The 20887-nt window shown below is 71.6% G+C and carries 21 protein-coding genes and 1 pseudogene; 10 read left to right on the plus strand and 12 right to left on the minus strand.

From position 1 onward, the window contains the following. Positions 1–110: 110 nt before the first annotated feature. Positions 111–482 (plus strand): annotated as a pseudogene (locus tag ACFXGX_RS25415) (methylated-DNA--[protein]-cysteine S-methyltransferase); the annotation flags it as partial. A gap of 56 nt (positions 483–538) precedes the next feature. On the opposite strand, the gene ACFXGX_RS25420 reads toward ACFXGX_RS25415, so the two are convergent. Beyond that, on the minus strand, positions 539–901 hold the full coding sequence (locus ACFXGX_RS25420; RefSeq protein ID WP_384795250.1) for a cupin domain-containing protein: 363 nt from the start codon (positions 899–901) through the stop codon (positions 539–541). A 315-nt stretch (positions 902–1216) separates the two neighbouring features. Between ACFXGX_RS25420 and ACFXGX_RS25425 the strand changes: the two genes are divergently transcribed. Then, positions 1217–2122, plus strand: a complete 906-nt coding sequence (locus ACFXGX_RS25425) for a pseudouridine-5'-phosphate glycosidase (protein ID WP_384795252.1) — start codon at positions 1217–1219, stop codon at positions 2120–2122. Between the two features lie 71 nt (positions 2123–2193). Beyond that, complete coding sequence (locus tag ACFXGX_RS25430; protein WP_384795336.1) at positions 2194–3117, plus strand: carbohydrate kinase family protein; 924 nt, start codon at positions 2194–2196, stop codon at positions 3115–3117. Between the two features lie 66 nt (positions 3118–3183). Here ACFXGX_RS25430 and ACFXGX_RS25435 read toward each other — a convergent pair whose 3' ends face one another. Continuing rightward, positions 3184–3978, minus strand: coding sequence for a class I SAM-dependent methyltransferase (locus ACFXGX_RS25435; RefSeq protein WP_384795254.1), 795 nt, complete (start codon positions 3976–3978; stop codon positions 3184–3186). A 223-nt stretch (positions 3979–4201) separates the two neighbouring features. Here ACFXGX_RS25435 and ACFXGX_RS25440 point away from each other — a divergent pair, with 223 nt between their 5' ends. After that, positions 4202–5329 (plus strand): magnesium and cobalt transport protein CorA, encoded by a 1128-nt coding sequence (locus tag ACFXGX_RS25440; protein ID WP_355765321.1) that lies wholly within the window; start codon positions 4202–4204, stop codon positions 5327–5329. A gap of 32 nt (positions 5330–5361) precedes the next feature. Here ACFXGX_RS25440 and ACFXGX_RS25445 read toward each other — a convergent pair whose 3' ends face one another. Continuing rightward, a complete protein-coding gene (locus ACFXGX_RS25445) occupies positions 5362–5802 on the minus strand; it encodes a CBS domain-containing protein (RefSeq protein WP_384795256.1) in 441 nt (146 codons plus the stop codon). A 122-nt stretch (positions 5803–5924) separates the two neighbouring features. Then, complete coding sequence (locus ACFXGX_RS25450) at positions 5925–6566, minus strand: uridine kinase (protein ID WP_384795258.1); 642 nt, start codon at positions 6564–6566, stop codon at positions 5925–5927. 141 nt (positions 6567–6707) lie between these two features. On the opposite strand from ACFXGX_RS25450, the gene ACFXGX_RS25455 reads away from it, so the two are divergent. From ACFXGX_RS25455 to ACFXGX_RS25465, 3 genes are all read left to right on the plus strand, one after another. Then, a complete protein-coding gene (locus ACFXGX_RS25455) occupies positions 6708–7403 on the plus strand; it encodes a DUF2293 domain-containing protein (RefSeq protein WP_384795260.1) in 696 nt (231 codons plus the stop codon). Between the two features lie 284 nt (positions 7404–7687). After that, the gene (locus tag ACFXGX_RS25460; RefSeq protein ID WP_384795262.1) at positions 7688–8161 is read left to right on the plus strand and encodes a DUF1772 domain-containing protein; all 474 of its coding nucleotides are present in this window, start codon (positions 7688–7690) and stop codon (positions 8159–8161) included. A 190-nt stretch (positions 8162–8351) separates the two neighbouring features. Then, positions 8352–9845, plus strand: coding sequence for a glutamate synthase subunit beta (locus ACFXGX_RS25465; RefSeq protein WP_384795264.1), 1494 nt, complete (start codon positions 8352–8354; stop codon positions 9843–9845). Positions 9846–9952: 107 nt separating this feature from the next. Here ACFXGX_RS25465 and ACFXGX_RS25470 read toward each other — a convergent pair whose 3' ends face one another. Both ACFXGX_RS25470 and ACFXGX_RS25475 read right to left on the minus strand, forming a co-directional pair. Beyond that, entirely contained in the window at positions 9953–10231 is a 279-nt protein-coding gene (locus tag ACFXGX_RS25470; RefSeq protein ID WP_355765303.1) for a DUF397 domain-containing protein, read from the minus strand. Beyond that, positions 10232–11092, minus strand: coding sequence for a helix-turn-helix transcriptional regulator (locus tag ACFXGX_RS25475; RefSeq protein ID WP_384795266.1), 861 nt, complete (start codon positions 11090–11092; stop codon positions 10232–10234). A gap of 260 nt (positions 11093–11352) precedes the next feature. Here ACFXGX_RS25475 and ACFXGX_RS25480 point away from each other — a divergent pair, with 260 nt between their 5' ends. Then, positions 11353–12042 carry an ATP-binding protein gene (locus ACFXGX_RS25480; RefSeq protein ID WP_384795268.1) on the plus strand — a complete coding sequence of 230 codons (690 nt, stop codon included), beginning with the start codon at positions 11353–11355 and terminating at the stop codon, positions 12040–12042. After that, positions 12039–12485 (plus strand): hypothetical protein, encoded by a 447-nt coding sequence (locus ACFXGX_RS25485; protein ID WP_384795270.1) that lies wholly within the window; start codon positions 12039–12041, stop codon positions 12483–12485. Before ACFXGX_RS25480 ends, ACFXGX_RS25485 begins: the two co-directional genes overlap by 4 nt. A 76-nt stretch (positions 12486–12561) precedes the next feature. On the opposite strand, the gene ACFXGX_RS25490 is transcribed toward ACFXGX_RS25485, so the two are convergent. The 3 genes from ACFXGX_RS25490 to ACFXGX_RS25500 all read right to left on the minus strand — a co-directional run bounded on the left by ACFXGX_RS25490 (position 12562) and on the right by ACFXGX_RS25500 (position 16222). Continuing rightward, entirely contained in the window at positions 12562–12735 is a 174-nt protein-coding gene (locus ACFXGX_RS25490) for a hypothetical protein (RefSeq protein WP_384795272.1), read from the minus strand. A gap of 133 nt (positions 12736–12868) precedes the next feature. Continuing rightward, complete coding sequence (locus ACFXGX_RS25495) at positions 12869–14755, minus strand: FUSC family protein (protein ID WP_384795274.1); 1887 nt, start codon at positions 14753–14755, stop codon at positions 12869–12871. Between the two features lie 729 nt (positions 14756–15484). Further along, entirely contained in the window at positions 15485–16222 is a 738-nt protein-coding gene (locus ACFXGX_RS25500) for a hypothetical protein (RefSeq protein ID WP_355767892.1), read from the minus strand. Between the two features lie 237 nt (positions 16223–16459). Between ACFXGX_RS25500 and ACFXGX_RS25505 the strand changes: the two genes are divergently transcribed. Continuing rightward, the gene (locus ACFXGX_RS25505) at positions 16460–16897 is read left to right on the plus strand and encodes a RidA family protein (RefSeq protein WP_384795276.1); all 438 of its coding nucleotides are present in this window, start codon (positions 16460–16462) and stop codon (positions 16895–16897) included. Between the two features lie 14 nt (positions 16898–16911). Here ACFXGX_RS25505 and ACFXGX_RS25510 read toward each other — a convergent pair whose 3' ends face one another. The 3 genes from ACFXGX_RS25510 to ACFXGX_RS25520 all read right to left on the minus strand — a co-directional run bounded on the left by ACFXGX_RS25510 (position 16912) and on the right by ACFXGX_RS25520 (position 20765). Next, on the minus strand, positions 16912–17790 hold the full coding sequence (locus tag ACFXGX_RS25510) for a uracil-DNA glycosylase (RefSeq protein ID WP_384795278.1): 879 nt from the start codon (positions 17788–17790) through the stop codon (positions 16912–16914). Between the two features lie 64 nt (positions 17791–17854). After that, positions 17855–19387 (minus strand): YfcC family protein, encoded by a 1533-nt coding sequence (locus tag ACFXGX_RS25515; RefSeq protein WP_384795280.1) that lies wholly within the window; start codon positions 19385–19387, stop codon positions 17855–17857. A 19-nt stretch (positions 19388–19406) separates the two neighbouring features. Further along, the gene (locus ACFXGX_RS25520; protein ID WP_384795282.1) at positions 19407–20765 is read right to left on the minus strand and encodes a M20/M25/M40 family metallo-hydrolase; all 1359 of its coding nucleotides are present in this window, start codon (positions 20763–20765) and stop codon (positions 19407–19409) included. Between the last annotated feature and the right edge of the window lie 122 nt (positions 20766–20887).

The following is a 20887-nucleotide window of genomic DNA, read 5'->3' on the forward strand; positions in this document are numbered from 1 at the left end:
CGACAGCGACACACCCGCGCTCTCCTCCTGTGTGAGTCCCGGCCCCCCCGCGCGCGACACACGGGCCGCCCCCGCGGCGGGGGCGGGGGGGGGGGGCGCGCGGGCCCCCGGCGCCCGGGTCCCCGTTGCTGGCCGAGGCGATACGTCAGGTGGAGGCCTACTTCGCGGGCGAGCGGCAGGCTTTCGACCTGCCGCTCGACTGGTCGCTGATCTCGGGGTTCAACCGCCAGGTGCTGCGCGAGCTGAACTCCGGCGTCCCGTTCGGATCCGTCGTGGCCTACGGCGACCTGGCCGGGCGGGTCGGCGCGCCCGGGGCGGCCCAGGCCGTGGGGGTGGCCATGGGCTCGAACCCGCTGCCGGTCGTGGTCCCCTGCCACCGGGTGGTCGAGAGCGACGGCGGCATCGGCGGTTTCGGGGGCGGTCTGGAGACCAAGCGAAAGCTGCTGGCCCTCGAAGGCGTCCTCCCGGAGCCGCTGTTCTGAGGCCGTGACGGGAGCCGGCGGCCGTGCGTGCGGTGGCGTGACCGGTCCGGCGATCGTCAAAGACTGATGTGGTACGCCTTGCGCAGCGTCTCGTGGACGGTCCACGTGGTGCGGTCGCCCTCGCGCAGGAACGCCGCGTCGCCGGGGCCCACCTCGATGACGTCACCGCCCTCCACCTCGATGGTGGCGCGCCCGCTGACGACGACGAAGAGTTCGTCGGCCTCGGTGTCGGTCACTACTCCGGGCGTGATCTGCCAGATGCCCCGCACCTGCTTGCCGTCGGCGGACTCCCACAGCACCTTGCCCGTCACGACGGGGTCCCCGGAGACGATCTGGGCCGGGTCCAGCGGCTCGGGATCGAGCTCGGCGTCGGGAATGTGGACGGCGAACGACGGCGTGGCCTGGGGGTACATGGTCATGAGCGGACACCCTAAGGGCTCGTCCTCCACCCGGGGCACCGAGGGTCCCCACGCCGGCCATGCCGAAGCCACGTCGGGAATGTCCCACCGCGCACGATGCCCGGACCGCGCTGCCGACAGCAGACTCCGCCGTACGAACAGCTCCCGGCATCTGACAGGAGCTCCCACGCGCACGGAGTGCCCCTTCTCGTACCGAGTTGTCCCTCCCGCCCCAGAGCTGGTGGCGTATGCCGCAGGTGGCGAGGGTTTGGCCGGGCGCGCCGCTCGCCAGAGATCCAGGGAGGGGAACGTCGACCGACGACAGGAGGCAGGCGCGTGATCGTGACGTCCGAAGAGGTGCGGGAGGCGCTCGACGCCCACCGGCCGGTGGTGGCCCTGGAGTCCACGATCATCGCCCACGGGCTGCCGCGCCCACGCAATCTGCAGGTCGCCCTCGAACTGGAGGAGGTCGTCCGCGAGGAGGGCGCCGTCCCCGCGACGATCGCCGTGCTCGACGGCCGGCCGCACGTCGGCCTGGACAAGGGGCAGCTCGAACGGGTCGCGAACGAGGACGGCATCCGCAAGCTGGGTCACCGTGATCTGCCGCTCGCGGTGGCTTCGGGGGCCAGCGGGGCGACGACGGTGTCCGCGACCGCGCTGCTGGCGGCCCGCGCGGGGGTGCGGGTGTTCGCGACGGGAGGGCTCGGCGGTGTGCACCGGGAGTGGACGGTGACCCAGGACGAGTCCGCCGACCTGGGCCTGTTGGCACGCACCCGGATCACGGTGGTGTGCGCCGGCGTCAAGTCGATCCTGGACGTGCCCGCGACACTGCAGCGCCTGGAGACGCTGGGCGTGGCGGTGGCCGGGTACGGCACGGACCGCTTCCCCGGCTTCTACCTGTCCGACTCGGGGCACCCCGTGGACTGGACCCTCGACTCCCCAGAGCAGGTCGCGGAGGTGATGCGGGCCCAGGACGCACTGCACACCCCCGACTCGTCGCTCGTCGTCGCGAACCCCGTCCCCGAGGAGGAGCAGCTCGATCCCGCGCTGCACGCGCGCGTGCTCGCCGAGGCGCTGCGCGCGTGCGAGTCCGAGGGTGTGACCGGACAGGCGGTGACACCGTTCCTGCTCGCCTATCTGGTTCAGCACACGGACGGTGCCTCGCTCGCCGCCAATCTGGCGGCGGTTCGCGGCAACGTGCGCCTCGCGGGACGGATCGCGGCGGCCTGGGCGGGGACGTGAGCGACCCGGACCGGCGTGCCGAGGCCGGCGGGGCCGAGGCGGCCGACCGGGGCGGTCTCGCCGGGGGCGCCCTGCTCGTCGTCGGGGACGTGGTCACGGATGTCGTCGCCCGGCATCGGGGCCCGCTGGCGGCCGGCACCGACACGGCCGCCACCGTCCGGACCGTACCCGGCGGCGCGGGCGCCAACGTCGCCTGCTGGGCCGTGCACGAGGGCTGCGCCGACGTACGGCTGCTCGGCCGGGTGGGCCTCGACGCAGCGGAGTGGCACGAACGCGAACTCACGGCGAGTGGCGTACAGCCCCTGCTGGTGACCGATCCGGAGGCACCCACCGGGACGGTGATCTGCCTGGTGGACGGTGGCGCGTCGGCGGAGCGTACGTTCCTCACGGACAGCGGGGCGTCGCTGCGGCTGGGACCGGACGACTGGTCGCCCGCGCTGCTCGACGGGGTCGCGAGGCTGCATCTGTCGGGCTATCTGTTCTTCTCCGGACCGAGCCGGGCGCTGGTGTCGGTGGTGCTGGAGTCGGCACGCGCGCGCGGTGTGACGGTGAGCCTGGATCCGGCGTCGGCGGGATTCCTCACCGAGCTGGGCGTGGACCGCTTTTTCAGCCTGTGCGCGGGCGTCGACGTCCTGCTGCCCAGCCGTGACGAGGCGTGTCTGCTGACCGGGCTGCCCGATCCGGCCGACGCGGCCGCCAAACTGAGCCGCCATTTCCCCCTGGTCGTCGCCAAGCTGGGCAGTGACGGCGCCCTGGTCGCCCGTTCCGGATCCGTCCGGGCCCACGTCCCGGCGCTTCGGGCGACGCCGCGGGACACGACGGGCGCCGGCGACGCGTTCACCGGCGCGTTCCTCGCCGCACTGCTCGGGGGCGCCGGCCCCGAAGAAGCGGCGAGGGCGGGGTGCGCGGCCGGGGCCAGGGCCGTGGAACGGATCGGAGGAAGACCGCCCGCGGCGATTACCCGCCGGGGCGAGGGAGAGTCGCGGGCCCACTGAACGCCTCAGCCACGTGACGACGTGCGCGGAGGGACCGACCAGGTGCCCTGTCCCTCACGCCCCCGGTCAGTTCTTGCGCCCCCAGGCCGAGATCATCGGCGCGGTCGCCAGGTCCATGGACCCGGTGGCGACGTTCACGAGGTGCTGCTCGATCTCCTCCTGGGTGGCCAGGCCTGCGGTCACGAGCTGGTCGCGGATCTGCCGGACCGTGGCGTCCTCCAGCGCCGTGCACGCGGGTGAGGCGACGGGAAAGTACGCGTCGGCCTCGACGCCCCGCAGGCCCGCGTCCCGGAGCAGCCGCGGAAGCTTGCGCCCGTAGGCGAGGTCGGCACCGCGCTCCGCGAGCAGTTTGCGGAAGCCCTGGCGCAGCCGGTTCGCGAGCCGCTGTTCGGGACCGTACTCCTCGGGGCAGAGCAGCGGCTGGAGGGCGGGATCGGCGTCTTCGACGAGGAGCCTGCCGCCGGGCCGCAGGGACTTGATCATCGACTGCAACGCACGCTCCCGGTCCGGCACATGGACCAGTACGAGCCGGGCGTGCACGAGGTCGAAGCCCTCCCCCGGCGGTTCCTCGGCACCCACGTCGTGGACACGGACCTCGACGGGCGAGCGTGCCACGGAAGCCGCCCACGAGGTGTCGATGTCGGTCGCGACGATCTTCCCCGTCGGCCCCACCTTCTTGGCGAGCCAGGACACCACGGATGTGCCGCCCGCCCCGACCTCCCAGCAGCGCCAGCCGGATCCGACGCCGAAGCGCTCCATGTGCCGGAACGTCGTGGGATCGAAGAGAGCGGCGAGGGCCTCGAAACGCCGGCCCGCCTCCGTCTGCTGGTTGTCGAGGAGATACCCGTCGGCTCGCGTCATGCGGAGATCATCCCAGTTGCCCCGCCCATCGCGGATGGTCGACGCTCCCGTCGTCGGCACGGAGGTCGTGCGGGGGTCAAACCCGCCACGTCCGGCCGAGCCGCCAGTACAGCGGAACGGAACGCTCCGTTCCCACAGCCTTTTCCGGTGTCCGACCAGGCCTGGCAGACTGGCCCGCCAGGCGCAAAGTGCGGCCCGAGGAGATCCACGCGAGGAGATCCAGATGTCCATGGCAGGGAATTTGCGGAAGGTGACGGCTCTCGGCGCGGTCGACGGCCTCCGCAGAGTGGCGCGGCTGACACGGCGGAGCCGTCGTGTCGACCTGAGTCACCCCGCCCGGTCGCCGCTGGGTTCCTCGGTGGTGAACTGCGTGGCGTACCGGGACGGCGTGCGGCTCCCCGAGAGCAGCGATCTGGTCGACACCGTGCGGCGGATCCGCAAGCGCGACGACGGATTCGTCTGGCTCGGGCTGCACGAACCGACCGACGTGGAGTTCGCGGGCATCGCAGAACTCTTCGACCTGCATCCGCTGGCCGTCGAGGACGCGGTCGAGGCGCATCAGCGTCCGAAACTGGAGTGGTACGGCGACACGCTGTTCGCGGTGTTCAAAACGGTCTGCTACGTGGAGCACAAGGAGCTGACGGCCACCAGCGAGGTGGTGAACACCGGCGAGATCATGGTGTTCGTCGGTCCGGACTTCGTGATCACCGTGCGGCACGGACGGCACGGATCCCTGGGCCCGCTGCGCGAGGAGCTGGAGTCCGACACGCAGCAGTTGTCCAAGGGGCCGGCCGCGGTCCTGCACGCGATCGCGGACCATGTGGTCGACGAATTCGTGAGCGTCACGGACTCGGTCCAGGCGGACATCGACCAGGTCGAGGCCGACGTGTTCGCCGAGAACGGCGCACGCGCCGACGCGGGCCGCATCTACCAGCTCAAGCGGGAACTTCTCGAACTGAAGCGGGCCGTGATCCCGCTCGCCAGGCCCGTCCAGGAGCTGGCGACCCGGCCGACGCGCGTGCTCGCGCCGGAGATACAGGCGTACTTCCGTGACGTCTCCGACCATCTCCTACGGGTCACCGAGCAGATAGCCGCCTTCGACGAACTGCTCAACTCGATCCTGCAGGCGCATCTCGCGCAGGTGACGGTGGCGCAGAACGAGGACATGCGGAAGATCACGGCATGGGCGGCGGTCATCGCCGTCCCCACCATGGTCTGCGGCGTCTACGGGATGAACTTCGACAACATGCCCGAACTGCACTGGAGGTTCGGCTACCCCATCGTCATCGGCGCCATATCCATCGGCTGTCTCGTCCTGTACCGAGGGTTCCGGCGCAACGGCTGGCTCTGACGCGATCCTCGCCCGGCACGCCCGGCGGCCGGTCAGCCCGTCGCGCTGCCCGAGCCGCCCCTCGCGTAGACACTCTCGACCCAGGCGGCGAGTTGTTCGTCGCTGAGGTGCTGGGCGAGGTCGGCCTCGCTGATCATGCCGACCAGTCGTTTGTCCTCGATCACCGGAAGCCGGCGGATCTGGTGCCCCTTCATCTCCTGGAGCACTTCGCCGACATCGGCGCCGGCGTCGATCCAGCGCGGTGTGCCCTGGGCCATCTCGCCCGCGGTGATGTGCGCGGGATCATGGCCCATGGCCACGCAGCCGACGACGATGTCGCGGTCCGTGAGAATGCCGCAGAGGCGTTCGTCCTGGTCGCTGATGGGCAGCGCGCCCACGTTGAGCTCGCGCATGAGCTGGGCCGCGCGGTCCAGGGTCTCGTGGGCGGGGATCCACTGCGCACCCCGGTGCATGATGTCTCCGGCGGTGGTCATGAGGTACCTCCTGATGCCGGACGGCCGGCGCGGCGCGGAACGCACCGCTAGTCCCGGCGCCCTTCATTCTTGCCGCGCCCCATGAGCCACGCACCCGGAGATCCGTGGATCGGGGCCCCCAGTCAGCCGTTCCAGGCCGGGTGGCGGGGGTCGTCAGCCCGTACGAGGAGGTCGGCGGCGGTGTCCGGACCCACCTCGCTCTCGTAGCGGGAGAACGCGGGGAGGGTCCAGTGCTCCGCCTCGGGAGTACGGCGGCGGAGGGCGCCGGGAGACAGGAGTACGTGGACGCTGAGGTCGAACGGGAACCAGTGGCGCAGGAGGAGGGGGCCGTGGAGCAACAGGATTCCACCGGGAGGGAGTTGGACGTACGGGCTGCGGGTGGCCCGGTCGGTGGCGGGGTCGCGGAGGTCGGGCAGGACCCTGCCGTCGCCGCCGGGTTCGAGGGGACCGAAGACCTCGCGCCACAGAGCGCCGGTGTCGAACCAGCCGTCGTAATAGGCGTCGACGTCCTGGTGACCGTATTCGAGCCGGAGCGAGGCGGGGCGCAGGAAGCCGTGCGCGTCGACGACCAGCGCGGGACGGCCGCGTATCCGCAGCGCCTCGAAGACGCGCTGCGCGAGTTCGCCGGGGCGGGCGGCCGGTGCTCCGTCGAAGGCGACGCGGGGCCAGGGGCTGCCGTCCTGCGGCTTCAGGTCGAGCAGACGGTCCGCGAGGTGGTCGCCGAGCCGTTCCCAGGTGATCGCTTCGAGTCGCACAGGACCCATGATGCCGCGCGCGTGGAGGGACCCGGGCGGTGCGTCGGGCCGCGGGCGGGCGCCGGGGGCATCGGGCCGCCGTCGTGTGGGTCGCGTGGGGGCATCGCCCGACGACGTAGATGTGGCGCCGGTCCGGGGAAGGAACCGCGTATGGCACCGATCGCTGACCCCCCGCGCCGGAACGGACTTCTCGTCGTCCAACCGCTCAGGAAGCGGCACTGCGTCGAGTGCCGGAGCGGGCCGCTCCCGCTGCTGGTGCTGGAGGAGGGGGCGCCTCGGTGCCTGGACTGCGCGGATCTCGGACACCTGGTGTTCCTGCCGCGCGGCGACACCGCGCTGACGCGCAGATCTCGGGAGAGCGGCACGCTGTCGGCCGTGGTGGTGCGGTTCAACCGGCGGCGCGGGCGCTATGAGCGGCAGGGTGTCATGGTCGAGGAGGCGGCGCTCGCCCTGGCCGAGGAGCGGTGCCTGGCGGACGCGGAGGCGCGGCGGCGGCGCCGGGCACGGGACGCGCGGCGCCGGGAGGCGGAGGACGTCCGGTTCACGGAGGCGTTCGCGCGGGAGATATCCCGGCTGTTCCCGGCCTGTCCTGCCGACCGGGCACAGGCGATCGCCGCACACGCCTCGGTGCGCGGCAGCGGGCGCGTCGGACGGAGCTCGGCGGGCCGCGCGCTGTCCGAGGCGGCGGTGACCGCGGCGGTCCGCGCGTCGGTTCGGCACACGGAGACTCCGTACGACCAACTGCTGATGAGCGGCGTCTCGCGGTACGAGGCGCGCCGCCGGATCTCGGCCACGGTGGACACGAGGCTCTGGGAATGGCGCGACGACATCACCGCGCAGGCGTGAGCGAAGGGACCGGCCGGAGGGACCGCGAGGAGCGGTCGGCGCGAGTGTGAGTGGCGGAGCAGGGGTGTGCGGGGCGGACGAGCGGGAGCGCGAGGAGCGGATGGCAAGGGTGTACGGGGCGGACGGCGGGAGTGTGCGGGGCGGTCGGCGGGACGGGCGGAGACGGTCGCGCATGGGGGCGCGCCGCTCGGCCATGGCCGCCGGCGCGGTGAGGGATTTGGCTTGAGATGACGGCCGGCACTGTGCAGGATCTTGGGTTCGGCCGGTTCGACACGGGAGTGGACATGATCGATGGACCGTATTTCGTGCTGACCCTGCTGGGGGTGCTCGGCTGCGGGCTGGTGGCCGGAGTGTTCCTCGGCTTCTCGACCTTCGTGATGAGAGCCCTCGCCCAGTTGCCGCCGGCGCAGGGGGTCGCCGCGATGAACGCGATCAACGTCGCCGCGGTCCGCCCTCCGTTCATGCTCGCGTTCGTCGGGTCGGCGGTGCTGTGCTCGGTGCTGGCGGTGGTGACGTTCGTGGTGCTGCCGGACGACGGGACGGTGGAGTTGCTGCTCGGCAGCGCGCTGTATCTGTTCGGGGCGTTCGGGGTGACCATCGCGGCGAACGTGCCGCGCAACGACGCACTGCTGAAGCTGGATCCCCCGGAGGCCACCGCCTACTGGCCCATATTCGTGCGCCAGTGGACGACGTGGAATCACGTCCGCACCGTGGCCTCGGCCGCGGCGGCGGTGTCGTACGCGCTCGCCCTCACCTGAGCCGTACGCGCCTTCGCCCTGTGTGTGGCTGCCCTGGTCCGGGCACTCGGCCCGCTGTCGTCCGGAGCGGCGACAGACGCGTGGGAGACGTATCGTGGCGGGAAAGGGGTGCTGCCCGGATTCCGTGGCCGACCAGGGCCGGTGTCCGCGCGGTCGTGCCCCCTCGTACGCGTACATGAGGGAGACGGCCATGGCCGATCCCAAGGGTTTCATGAACACACCCCGGCAGGAGTATCCGCGCCGGCCGGTCCGGGAGCGGGTGCGGGACTGGAACGAGGTGTACGTTCCCGGAGGCCTGCTGCCGATCATCGAGAAACAGGCCGACCGCTGCATGGACTGCGGCATTCCCTTCTGCCATGACGCGTGTCCCCTGGGCAATCTGATCCCCGAGTGGAACGACCTCGTCTCGCGGGACGACTGGCGGGCGGCGAGCGACCGGCTGCACGCCACGAACAACTTCCCCGAGTTCACCGGGCGGTTGTGCCCCGCCCCGTGCGAGGCGGGCTGTGTGCTGGCGATCAACCAGCCGGCGGTCACCATCAAGAACGTCGAGGTCGCCATCGCCGACCGTGCCTGGGAGGACGGGTTCACACCGCCGCGTCCGCCGGACCGCCTTTCGGGCCGGACGGTCGCGATCGTCGGATCGGGGCCCACCGGGCTCGCCGCGGCACAGCAGTTGACCCGGGCCGGTCATACGGTGGCCGTGTTCGAACGGGCGGACCGGGTCGGTGGTCTGCTGCGGTACGGCATCCCCGCGTTCAAGATGGAGAAGCGGCAGCTCGACCGCCGGCTGACGCAGATGCGCGCGGAGGGAACCAAGTTCCGTACGTCGACGGCGATCGGCAGCGACATCGGGGCGGCCGAGCTCAAGGCCCGCTACGACGCCGTGATCCTCGCGCTCGGCGCCACCGCCTGGCGCGAACTGGATGTTCCAGGAAGGCAGTTGTCCGGGATCCATCAGGCGATGGAGTACCTTCCGCTGGCCGACCGGGTGTGCGAGGGGGATCTGGAGGTCTCCCCGTTGTCGGCGGCGGGCAGGCACGTGGTGATCGTCGGCGGTGGTGACACCGGCGCCGACTGTCTGGGGACGGCGGTGCGCGAGGGCGCCGCCTCCGTGACACAGCTCGACATCTACGCGCAGCCGGAGGCCGAGCGCGACGAGGACGCCGAACCGTGGCCGACGTATCCGAAGATCTACCGGCTCTCCGCCGCGCACGAGGAGGCCGGCGCGCTGGGCACGGCGCCCGCGGCGGACGCGGACGCCCGGCTCTTCGCCGCGTCCACACTCCGGTTCGAGGGGGACGCGGACGGCCGGGTGCGCTCACTGCGTCTCGTCGAGGTCGACGAGCGGCGCCGTCCGGTCCCCGGCTCCGGGCGGGCCCTGCCCGCCGACCTCGTCCTCCTCGCCCTCGGCTTCTCCGGCCCGGACCTGCACGACGGACTGATCGACCAACTGGGACTGGAGATCGAGCCGCGGGGCACGCTCGCCCGTGGCGCCGACTTCGGCACGAACGTTCCCGGGGTGTACGCCGCCGGGGACGCGGCGCGCGGGCAGTCGCTGATCGTTTGGGCGATCGCCGAGGGCCGGGCGGCCGCCGCGGCGGTGGACCGGGCGCTCAGCGGGGCGGCTCGCTCGCGTCTGCCGGCACCGATCGGGCCGTACGACCGCCCCATGACCGCCTAGCGGTCGGGGCCTGCCCGGTCATGACGTTCTCCATAAGTCCGCGCCGGGGTAAATGATCAACTCAGAACCAAATTCAGGGAAGTCGTGGAAAAGAGCAAGCACATCGTTCAGGAGAGAAGGAAGTCCGCCTCTCCCGCTTTCGCGCCTTCGATGAAAGCGGTCATCTCGCCGGGCGTGTAGATGAGGGCGGGACCGTCCGGGTCCGCCGACTGCCGTACGGCGATACGGCCGTCGGCGAGTTTCATCGCCTCCAGGCAATTGCCGCCGTTGCCGCCGCTCCACGGTTTGTGCCAGCCCTCGCTGCCCAGTTCACGGGCGGGCATTCCGTTGTAGATGCGCACGTCGCCTATTCGCGGGTTGATGCGTTCCGGCGTGATGCGTTCCATTCACAGCTCCTTGCGGAGATCCCGGAGGATCTCCTTCGTGCGATGTGCCGTGGCGGCTTGGGCCGCCATGCGGTCCATGACCTCCAGGTGGGTCGCCACCTCGGAACGCGCGTCCAGGTAGACGGCGCCGGTCAGGTACTCGCTGTAGACCATGTCCGGGAGTTCCGGCATGGCAAATCGGAACAGCACGAAGGGCCCGTACGTGCCGGGGTGCGGACCCGAGGAGAACGGGATCACCTGCAACGTCACATGGGGCAGCTTCGTGGCCTGAAGCAACTTGTCGATCTGCGCGCGCATCACCTCGGGGCCGCCGATGGTGCGGCGCAGCACCGTCTCGTCCATCACCACCCAGATCCGGGGCGCGTCCTCGCGCGTAAGCAGATCCTGGCGCTGCATACGCAGCGCCACATGACGCTCGATGTCCTCGGGCCTGGTCTGCCCGATGGCTCCGGCCTTCAGGACACCGCGCGCGTAGTCCTCGGTCTGCAACAGGCCGGGGACGAAGTGCGGTTCGTACGAGCGCAGCAGGGAGGCGGCGCCTTCCAGGCTGACGTGCATGGAGAACCAGTCGGGCAGGATGTCGTGGAACCGCTGCCACCAGCCGGGCTTGTTGGCGTCCTCCGCGAGCCGGACGAAGGCTTCGGCCTCCTGGTCGCCGACGCCGTACGACCTCAACAGGAGCTGGAGGTACGGGATTTTGAGGGAGACCTCGGCCATCTCCATCCGGCGGACCGTCGCGGGGGCGACACGCAGGATCCGCGCGGCCTCCTCGCGCTTGAGACCCGCGCGTTCCCGCAGGTCCAGCAGGCGCCGTCCGAGAACGACCTGGCCGACCGTCGGCGCGGACCGCGGTTCGCTCACGTCCCACCTCCCCTGAGTCCGGGCAGCCCGTTCGGCGCCGTCCGGGTTCTTCCTCGTCCACCTCGACGATCCCAACTGGCGCCGCTCGGCTAGCTGTTGCCAGCAGTGTGCCACGCGCCCCCACAGCGTCACACGGCACTCTGCATTTTTCAGAGTGAGTCTTGCCAAGTGTTCGCGGCGACGCGATAGTGGCAAGCGTGATTCCGTCCGCGCCGTTAGGAACAGACGCCGTCGAAGACCGGTTCGGTCTCCGAGCCGCCATGGGGCACCACCCCGGCGCGGCCGCCGAGCGCCGGTTCCGCTTCGAGTTGGCCGCACACCCGGGCTCCGTGGCTCAGGCGAGACGCCTGACCCGGTCCCGCCTGTCCGGCTGGGCGGTGAGCGAGGACACCTGTGACACGGCGACGCTCGTGGTGTCGGAACTGGTCACCAACGCGATCGTCCATGCCGCCGGGCAACGCGTCGTCTGCGAACTGCAGGACGCCGGCGACGTGGTGCGCATAGCCGTGTGCGACGAGGGGTGCGCTCCGGGCGAGCCACACCCCTCCCCGCAACGGCCCGACGAGGAGCACGGGAGGGGATTGCTTCTCGTCGCGGCAGTGTCCAGGGCCTGGGGGGCCCAGGACACCGGGCCCGGTCTGCTGGTGTGGGCGGAGATCGCCCGCCCGGCAGACCGGGCCGAAAACACCTGGCGCGAACCGGGCTCGCCCGAGGCGGACACCGGTCCGCGGGCGGACCTCGGCTGGAGCGCGAAGAAGCCCCCGAACGACGGTCGGGGCACGGGGGCGGAGGGATCCTGGGGGGCGGGAACCGTGGGGAACCCCCGGCTTCCCTCCGCCCCGGGCGGCAGCGGGGACCGGGATCCGAAACAGGATCTGGAACGGAAGCAAGACCGGGATCAGGATCAAGGTCGGGATCGGGATCGGGATCGGGATCGGGAGAGCCTGTGAGCCGTACGTCTGCGGCGGGGCCCGCGGCACGGGTCCTGAGCCTGGACACGCTGGTCCGCGTGAACCGCGGCCGGCGGCAGTCCGGGCCGCCGAGGCATCTCCCCGTCCCCGAGGGCATGAACGTGCCGCTGGGCTGCGACGCGGTGTCGGTACCCGCCGACTTCGGACCGCTGCTGCTGGCGCGACTGCCTCGTGTGGGCTGCGTCTACGCCGACGGGGCGCACTGGTGGTGGATCGTTCCTTCCGACTCCGATGTCGCCCTGGAGTGGCCGGCACCCGCCCACTACGTCACGGGGGCGGTCGTGCCGGACGCGCCTCGGATTCCCGGGCTCATCCACAAACCGGATGGCACGCTTCCGTATACCCCGCCGATCCCCCTCTATCTGGCCCTGTGCCAGGTCACGGGCACGACCCCCGCCTGGTCCCGCCCGATCAGCGCGTGAGCCTCTTCCGCGACCGGAGGTTTCCCACCCCTGTTCGAGAGCGGCCCTGTTCGAGAGCGGCTGGTCCCGCCCGCGCTCACTCGCGGCCGTCGGCACCGCCCACGACGACCAGGAACGCGTCGGAGGCGAGATCCATGACGACTTCCGCCGCCTGGCCCTCCTGACGGCGCGCCTGCGCGAACTCCTCCGCGGGCCACGACCCGCGTGGTCCTCCGGCGGGGAAACGCTCCAGAACCCTTCGCCCGTTCACGCTCAACCTCCATGTCGTGCCGCTGTGGAGAGTTAAACGCCTGCAATGGGGTGAACGGCTCTGGCAGTGACGGTACTGAGACGAAGCCGACACCGGGCGGCAGAACGACCGCACGGGACCCCAAGGTTCCGATTCAGCAGACGGCGGACACGCGCAGTCCCGCGCGCTCGCGCCGCTCGGCCAGTTCGCCGAGGAGTTCGGCGATCCGCTCGGTGTGCCGGGGCGTGAGCCGGCCGGTGTCGTCGAGCTGCACCGCGCACGCCGTGGTCGTGTCGACGAGCCGTTCCAGGGTGGCCGCGACCGCACCGGTGCCCTCGGAGTGCCGTGCCAGGGCGGGGAGTTCGGCCGCGGCGAGATCGATCGCGGCCCGGGCCTCGGCGAGCGCGCGGTAGGCCTCCCGGCGCAGGACCCAGCGGCCCGTACGGTCGCGGGCCGTGCCGTCGCCCAGCACATGGGCGAGATACACGTCCGCCGCCTCACCGGCCCGGGTGAGCCTCGCCCGCACGGTCCCGCCACGCTGGCCGAGGGTCGGCAGATGCCCGACGAGCAGCACGATCGCGCAGGCCAGCAGCGTCTCCACGATGCGGTTCCAGGAAGCCTGCGGCTCACCGCCGACCATCACGAGGGCGAGGACGAGGACCGTCACGACGGCGGTCTGCGCGGCGAAGTGCCGGGTGGCGACGGGGATGAGGGCACCGCTGACCGCGACCAGGGCGACGAACCCCTCCGGCCGCGGCAGCGCAAGGGCGAGCCCCGCGAAGGCGACCGCGCCGAGGACGGTTCCCGCCGCACGGCACAGCACGCGTGAGGCGAGCGGTCCGAGATCGGGCTTGACGAGGAAGACGGCGGTCGCGGGGAGCCAGTACCAGTGCGGATGGTTGCCGTACCAGCGTGCGTGGTGCAGGGCCTGTGCCACGGCGACGCTCGCGCCGAAGCAGAGGGCGACCCTGATGCCGTACTCCCGTCCGGCGGCACCGAGCGCGGTGCGCACGAGCGAGGCAGCGGTACGCCGTCTCTTGTGCAGCGCGTTCCCGGAGCCCCGGTCGAAGGTCTCGGCGGCGTGCAGCAGGGCGTCGTGGAGGGCGCGCAGCCCGGGAACGACGGGTGTACTCCCCAGCGCGCCCGACCGGGTGCCGGGGACGGCGGGCGCCGGCAGCGGCCCGGTGGGGGCGCCGGTGCGGACGGCGGCCGCGAGCCGCCGTGGGCCTTCCGCGGCCCGTGCGGGCACGGCCTCAGCGGCCCAGGCGAGCGCGGTCGCGGCCTCGGCGAGCGGCAGGGCGGCCGCGTACTGCGCGTGCAGCCGCCGCTCGGCCGCGGAACTGGCGTACCGCCGGAGCCGGGGCCCGTCGAGCGCGTCCTGCGCGTGGTCGAGGGCCGCGGTCAGCGCGACGCGGCGCCGGGTCGCGTCGGGTCCGCCCACGGCGAGCAGCAGCCGGGCGATGGCGTCGTACACACCGCCGACCGCGTCCCGCTCCCCGTCGAAGCGGTAGTCGCCGGTGTTCACCGCGGTCGTCGGCAGCGCCAGCCTGAGCGCGAGCAGCCAGCCGGCCCCGCCGAGGAAGAACAGCGCGCGCACCCAACCCGGTTCGGGCAACGGCATCCCGGCCCCGATCGCCGAGGCGACCAGGAACTGGGTCCCGGCTCCCGAGGCCACGGGCCCTATGGCGCTGACGGCTCCGGCGAGCAGTCCGAGCCCGGTGAGGGCGAGGGTGAGTGCCACGGCGCCGGTGTGCTGTCCGGCGTACGAACCGATGATCAGGCCGGCGGCACCGGCGAGGGCCGGTACCCCGAGCCGTTCGACGGCGACCCGCCGGCTGCCGGGGCGGTCGTTGATCCCCGTCAGCATGGCGCCGAGCGCGGCGATCACTCCGAGGGAGGTACGGCCGCACAGCACGGCCGCGAGCAGCAACGGCCCGGAGGCCAGGGCGCCTCGTACCACCGCGTTCCAGGGGACCGGTCCGCGCTGGGCGCGCAGGGCATGGGCGAACCACGGAGGTACGGCGAGGGGGGCGCGGCGCACGGGGCTCCTGTCGGGCGAGGGCGGGTGCCTTCGGGCGACGTCGGCCGGGCTCTGTCGTACTCAGGGTAGTGCGCGTCGACGGCGGACGACGAACGCGCGGATTTCAACGGTGTGACATCTCAGGGGAGCGAGCCCCCGTGCTGAGAGCCTCACATCTCGCGGGAGCAAGCCCCGTACCGAGAGCTTCGCATCTCACGGAAGCAAGCCCCGTACCGAGGACTTCACGTCTCACGGAAGCCGCATACAGGGGACTTCACATCTCACCGGAGCCGGATGCGAAGGGATTCGGGCTGCGGGAAGTGGGAGGAGGAGCGGGTCCGAGGGCGTAGCCGGCCCCCGGACCCTGAGATGCCACCATGTCGCACGCCGGCACACTTGAGAACCCAGGTCAGTCGTTATGTCGCCGCGTCCTGCCTTTGGACCACCACGCATCGAGCTGCGCGGACTGGACTTGAACCAGCATCTCGGCGTACTGGGGCCTGGGCCCGGTCGATCCGGCGATCGGTGGCGAATGCTGAGTCTGGAGCAATAGTCTGAGATTGATCGCGGTCTGCCTCTGCCGGATTGGGCTACCGCGGCGTGTGGCACTCCCTCGGCGGGAGTGCTCTTTTGTGCCGCGGGGAGGACTCGAACCTCCACTGGAACCGCGCATTCACGACAAGCCTCAGGTTCAGCTTGCGCTCCTCGCGCACCCCGGCCGTGGTGCTTTGTGGCCGGGGAGTTCAAAGGCTACCCCTGTGCGAACAGGTAGCCGAAAACCGCGTCGCCGACGCGCTGGTCGACGACATCCGCGCCGTTGGCCTCCTCGCGGGCGAACTTGACCGCCTGCTGCAACTTCTCGACCCGGTCGAGGAGTTCGTTCACACGGCGCGCGGGCAGGGCCCCGGAGAACTTGACGGTCGTCCAGTAGCCGACGGGGATGTCCTCGTAGTACACCTCGACCTGGGCCGGGTGCTTCTCGGTGGCCTCGGCCTTGACGTGGTTCCGCGGGACCTTCTTCGTACGAAGGGTCCGCACCGGTTCGGTCTTCCAGGCGTCGGTGGACGGGTCCCGCACCCAGGACTCGGAGGCGTCGAGGACGGGCAGCTTCCTGACGAAGGTGTTGAGATCGGTGAGCTGCTTCTCGAGGAAGAGCAGATAGGACACCGGCGCCTCGGCGACGAGCACGCGCCCGTCCACCACCACATCGGCTCGCGCCGTGCAGTTGGCCCAGTCCTTGGTGGCGGTCACGTCGAACAGCCGCGTCAGGGTCGCCGCGGTGTCCCGCAGCACGTCCTCGGCCTGCACCTGGACCCGGGTCGACTCGGGCGGGAGCTGCTCGCCCTCCTCGTCCTTCGGCTGGTACGTCCGCGAGATGCCGGCGAGCAGCGCCGGCTTCTGCAGGCCATGATGAGCAGCCGTCAGGTCCTGATGGGACTTGGACTTGATGCCCTTCTCCACTGCGATGATCTGATTGAGTTTCGCCACGTCGGTGACGGTAGCAGCGACGGCGCGAATCGTTCGAAACATTTTTCGCCCAGGACGGGCGGCAGACACAGCGCCCCCGTCCCGACCACCGTCCGTCAGACACGCCGAACTCGCCCGGCACGCCCGGCACGCCCGGCACGCCGTCGACGGTAATGAGAGTGCGCGGGCCGGCGTCGGACCCGCATCATCGGCAGGTTGTCCGTCACCCGTCGGCGGACCCCGTCCTCAGGAGCCCCCATGGTCCAGCGCGTCACCGTTCCCAGCCTCTTCACGCCGCCCGTCTACGCGCACGCGTCCGTCGTCGAGGCGGGGACGAAGCTGGCCTTCCTCGCCGGGTCCGTCCCGCTCGACGCCGACGGGAATCTGGTCGGCGCGGGTGATCCCGTACGCCAGGCCGAGCAGGTGCTGGCCAACCTCGACGAGCAACTGCGTGCCGTGGGCAGCGACATGGCCCATGTCGTGTCGACCGACGTGTACGTCGTCAGTGGTGAGCCCGCGGTGCTGTCCGCGGTCTGGAACGTCGTCGAGGCCTCGGGGCTGAGCATCGGCCCGCACTCCTCGACCCTTCTGGGGGTGGCCTGTCTCGGGTACACCGGACAGCTCGTGGAGATCACGGCGACCGCCGTCGTCCCTGAGGCCGAACCGGCGGCCGGGAGCGGGTCCGAGCGCGCCTGACATGCGCGGGGCGCCTACGGAAAGCGCGTCGTCAGCCCCGCGGACTCCGCCGCCGCGGCCAGGACCTGCCGCAGCATCTCCGGTGTGAGCCGCCCGGTGAAGGTGTTCCGCTGGCTGACGTGGAAGCACCCGAAGAGCTCTACGGAAGCGGGACCGGGGCCCGGGCCAGGGCCGGGGTCGGACCCTGACCCGGAATCGGACCCGGAATCAGCGGGACCGGAGGCGGACTCGGAAGCGGCCGCCGACGCGGACCCGGTGCCGGTACCCGGTTCGTCCGGTTCCGGCCGCCGTACGAGCGTCACCCGCGCTCCGTGCGCGAATGCCGGACGCGGCCGGGGCACCGTCCACCCCGCCTCCGCGAAGGCCGGCAGGGCGGCCTGCCAGCCGAAGGCCCCGAGGACGACCACCGTGCGCAGGGTGGGCCGCAGCAGTCCCAGCTCTCTGACGAGCCAGGGCCGGCAGGTGTCCCGCTCCTCGGGAGTCGGTTTGTTGGCGGGTGGCGCGCAGTGCACCGGAGAGGTGACGCGGACCCCGTACAGCTCCAGTCCGTCGTCCACGCTCACCGAGGTGCCCTGCGAGGCGAGCCCGACGTCGTGCAGCGCCGCGTACAGCACGTCGCCCGACCGGTCCCCGGTGAACATCCGGCCTGTCCGGTTGCCGCCGTGCGCGGCGGGGGCGAGCCCGACGAGGAGGAGGGACGCGTCGGCCGGCCCGAACCCGGGCACCGGACGCCCCCAGTACGACTGGTCGGTGAAGGCGGCACGCTTGGTGGCGGCCACCTCCTCGCGCCACGCGACGAGCCGCGGGCAGGCCCGGCAGCCGGCGATCCGCTCGTCGAGCACGGTGAGATCGGCGGAGCGGGCCGCGCCTTCCGCCGGAGCGCTGCTGTGCACATCACCACCGTACGACCGGCCCGACCGCCGGCCGCACTCCCACCCTGCCCGCTTCCCACCGGCGTCACGTCATCTCCGCCCCCAGCGCCAGGAACCCGCAGATCAGCAGGAAGAGGATCGCGAGGAGGGGCCAGATGAAGCGGAGGTACTTGTCGTAGCCGACCTTGGCGAGGGCGACGCCTCCGATGGTGACGGCGGTGGTGGGGACCCAGAGGTTCATCCAGCCGCTGGCGGACTGCCAGGCGGTCACGACGACGGCACGGGAGACGCCCGCGAAGTCGGCGAGCGGGGCGAGGATCGGCATGGCGAGGGTCGCGTGGCCCGAGGTGGAGGGGATGAGGAAGGCCAGCGGCAGGTTCACGATGAAGACGATGATCGCGAAGAGGCTGGAGGAGGTGCCCTCGACGATGCCCTCGATGGAGTGCAGCACTGTGTCAGTGATCTTCGAGTTGTTCATGATCACGGTGACTCCGCGGGCCAGCACGATCACCAGGGCGGGCGAGATGAAGTCCGCGGCGCCCTGGACGATCGTCGCGCTCAGCTTCTGCTCGCCCATCCGCGCCACCACCCCGACCAGCACCGCCGCGCACAGGAACAGCGCCGCCAGCTCGGGGAAGGACCAGCCGAGCTCGAACCCGTACGGCCGCGCGTCCGCCTTGCCGGTGAGCGCGCTGGACCACGGCACGACGGAGAAGATCATGAAGGCGAAGACCAGCGCCGTGGTGACGAGGACCGCCTTGTGCAGACCGGTCAGCTCGGGAACCTCGCCGGCCGCGTCCTGGGCGTGCTCGCGGTCCCCCGGCAGGAACCCGGTGATCGAACGGTCGGGGCTCCGCTGCACCCGGCGCGCGTAGCGGATGACGTACCCGATCGTGACCGCCGTCAGCACGACCCACATCACGAACCGCAGCACGATGCCGTCGCCGAGCGAGATGCCCGCGGCGGAGGAGGCCACGCCCGTGGCGAACGGGTTCACCGTCGAGCACAGCACCCCGATGCCGGCGCCGAGGATGATCGTGCCGACCGCCACCATCCGGTCGTAGCCGAGCGCCAGCATCAACGGCACGATCAGCCCGTAGAACCCCAGTGTCTCCTCGGCGAAGCCCTCCACCGTGCCGAGCACCGAGAACACCAGCATGATGCCCGCGATGAGCAGCGCGCCGCGGGTCCTCAGCCGGTGGGCGAGCAGGCCGATGCCCCGGTCGAGCGCGCCTGTCGCGAACACCACCGTGATGAACGCCCCGATGGCGAGCACGAAGAGGAACACGCCCGCGCTGCCGTACAGTTCACCGGCGAAGTCCGGCCCGACCTGCGCGGTCTTCTCGTCCAGGATCCCGTAGAGGCCGTTGACGGGCGAGAGGAAGAGGTCGTTGAGGCGGTCGACGAAGCTCTGGCCGGAGTCGACGCGGTGATACGTGCCCTGGATCGGCCTGCCCTCGGGCGTGCGGTCGTACTGCCCCGCCGGGATCAGGAACGCAAGGGCCCATACGGCGATCGTGACGATCGCGAGAACGGTCAGCGCACTCGGGAACGTGAACCTGCGCTGGTGCGGCGGCTCCTCGGTGCCGGGGGCCTCGGTGCCGGTCGGCGTGGTCACCGGACCGTCCCGTCCGCGCTCACGTGTTCTCCCCGGCTCCCGCGCGGAAGCCGGCCGCGTACTCCCGTACGAAGGCGCACATCGCCACCACCGTGTTGCGCAGCTCCGAGAAGAGGACGCGCTCGTTGGGGGCGTGCAGGTTGCACATGCTGTCCTGCGCCCCGAAGAGCAGCACCTCGGCGTCGGGTGCGGCGCGCGCGAGGCCGTTGACCAGCGGAATCGAACCACCGGTCGCGATGTACGACGCCTCCTCGCCCCATGCCTCGCGCAGCGCGGTGAGCGCGGCGCGATAGGCGGGGCCGCCGGTCGAGGCCCGGTAGCCGGGGCCCGTGTCGCCCGGTGTGACGGTGAGCGGGACGCCGAGGGGCCGCAGCGAGCGCAGATGGTCGACGAGCGCGGCCTGCGCCTCCTTCGCGTCCTGGCGCGGATGGAAGCGGAGGTTGAGCTTGGCACGCGCGTACGGGACGACGGCGGAGGCCGCGTGGTCGACGCTCGGGGCGTCCAGGCCGATCACCGTGATCGCGGGCCCGCTCCACAGCCGTTCGCCCAGGCTCCCGCTGCCGATCAGCGGGATCCCGTCGCGGACACCGGCGAGTTCGCGGAACTCGTCCTCGGTGTACGTCGTTCCGCGCCACTCCTCGCGGCGCAGCCCCGCCACGGCGACATCGCCCTCCACGTCGTGCAGCGTGGACAGGGCGGTCAGCAGCACGATCAGGGCGTCCGGCGCGGCACCGCCGAACTCCCCGCTGTGCCGGGGCTCGTCGAGGGTGCGCACCTCGACCTGGACCTCGGCCGCGCCACGCAGCGCGGTGGTCAGGGTGGGGGTGCCGGGGCGGAGGTTGCCCAGGTCGGCGATGACCATCGCGTCGCACGCGAACCGCTCGGGATCGCTCGGTGGATAGTCGTCGAAGGGGCTGCCGTACTCCTCCTGCCCCTCGAAGACGATCTTCACACCGACCGGTGGCCGCCCCTCGTACGCCCTGAGCATCCCCAGGTGAGCGATCACGTTGGACTTGTCGTCCGCGATGCCGCGGGCCCGGAGACCGCCCTCGACGGGTGTCGGTTCGAAGGGCGGCGACAGCCACAGCTTCTCGTCACCGGGGGGCTGCACGTCGTAGTGCGAGTAGAGGAGGACCGTCGGCGCGTCCGGGTGCGGCGGCGGGATCTCCCCGAAGATCACGGGGGCGGTGCCGGGAAGATCGATGCTCTCGACCCGCTCCACTCCGGCGTCCCGCAGCAGACCCACGAGGAGGTCGTGGGCTTCTCGAACCGGCTCGGCCGGGAATCCGGGGAACGCGACGGAGGGGATGGCGGCGAGGCGTTCCAGATCGGCGCGGAGGCCGTCCATCAACAAATCGACCTTCGCTGCTGTCGTCACCCTCGGTCCCCTTCTCCTGTTCCCCGGACGGCTTCACCGACAGCCTCCGCCCGCACCGGGGGCCACGCATCCGGTGTGGTCCGTGCGACGGAAAAGGCATGCGGTGTCCCGGGCCGGGGGCA

This window comes from Streptomyces sp. NPDC059371, from assembly GCF_042751995.1.
Classification (GTDB): domain Bacteria; phylum Actinomycetota; class Actinomycetes; order Streptomycetales; family Streptomycetaceae; genus Streptomyces.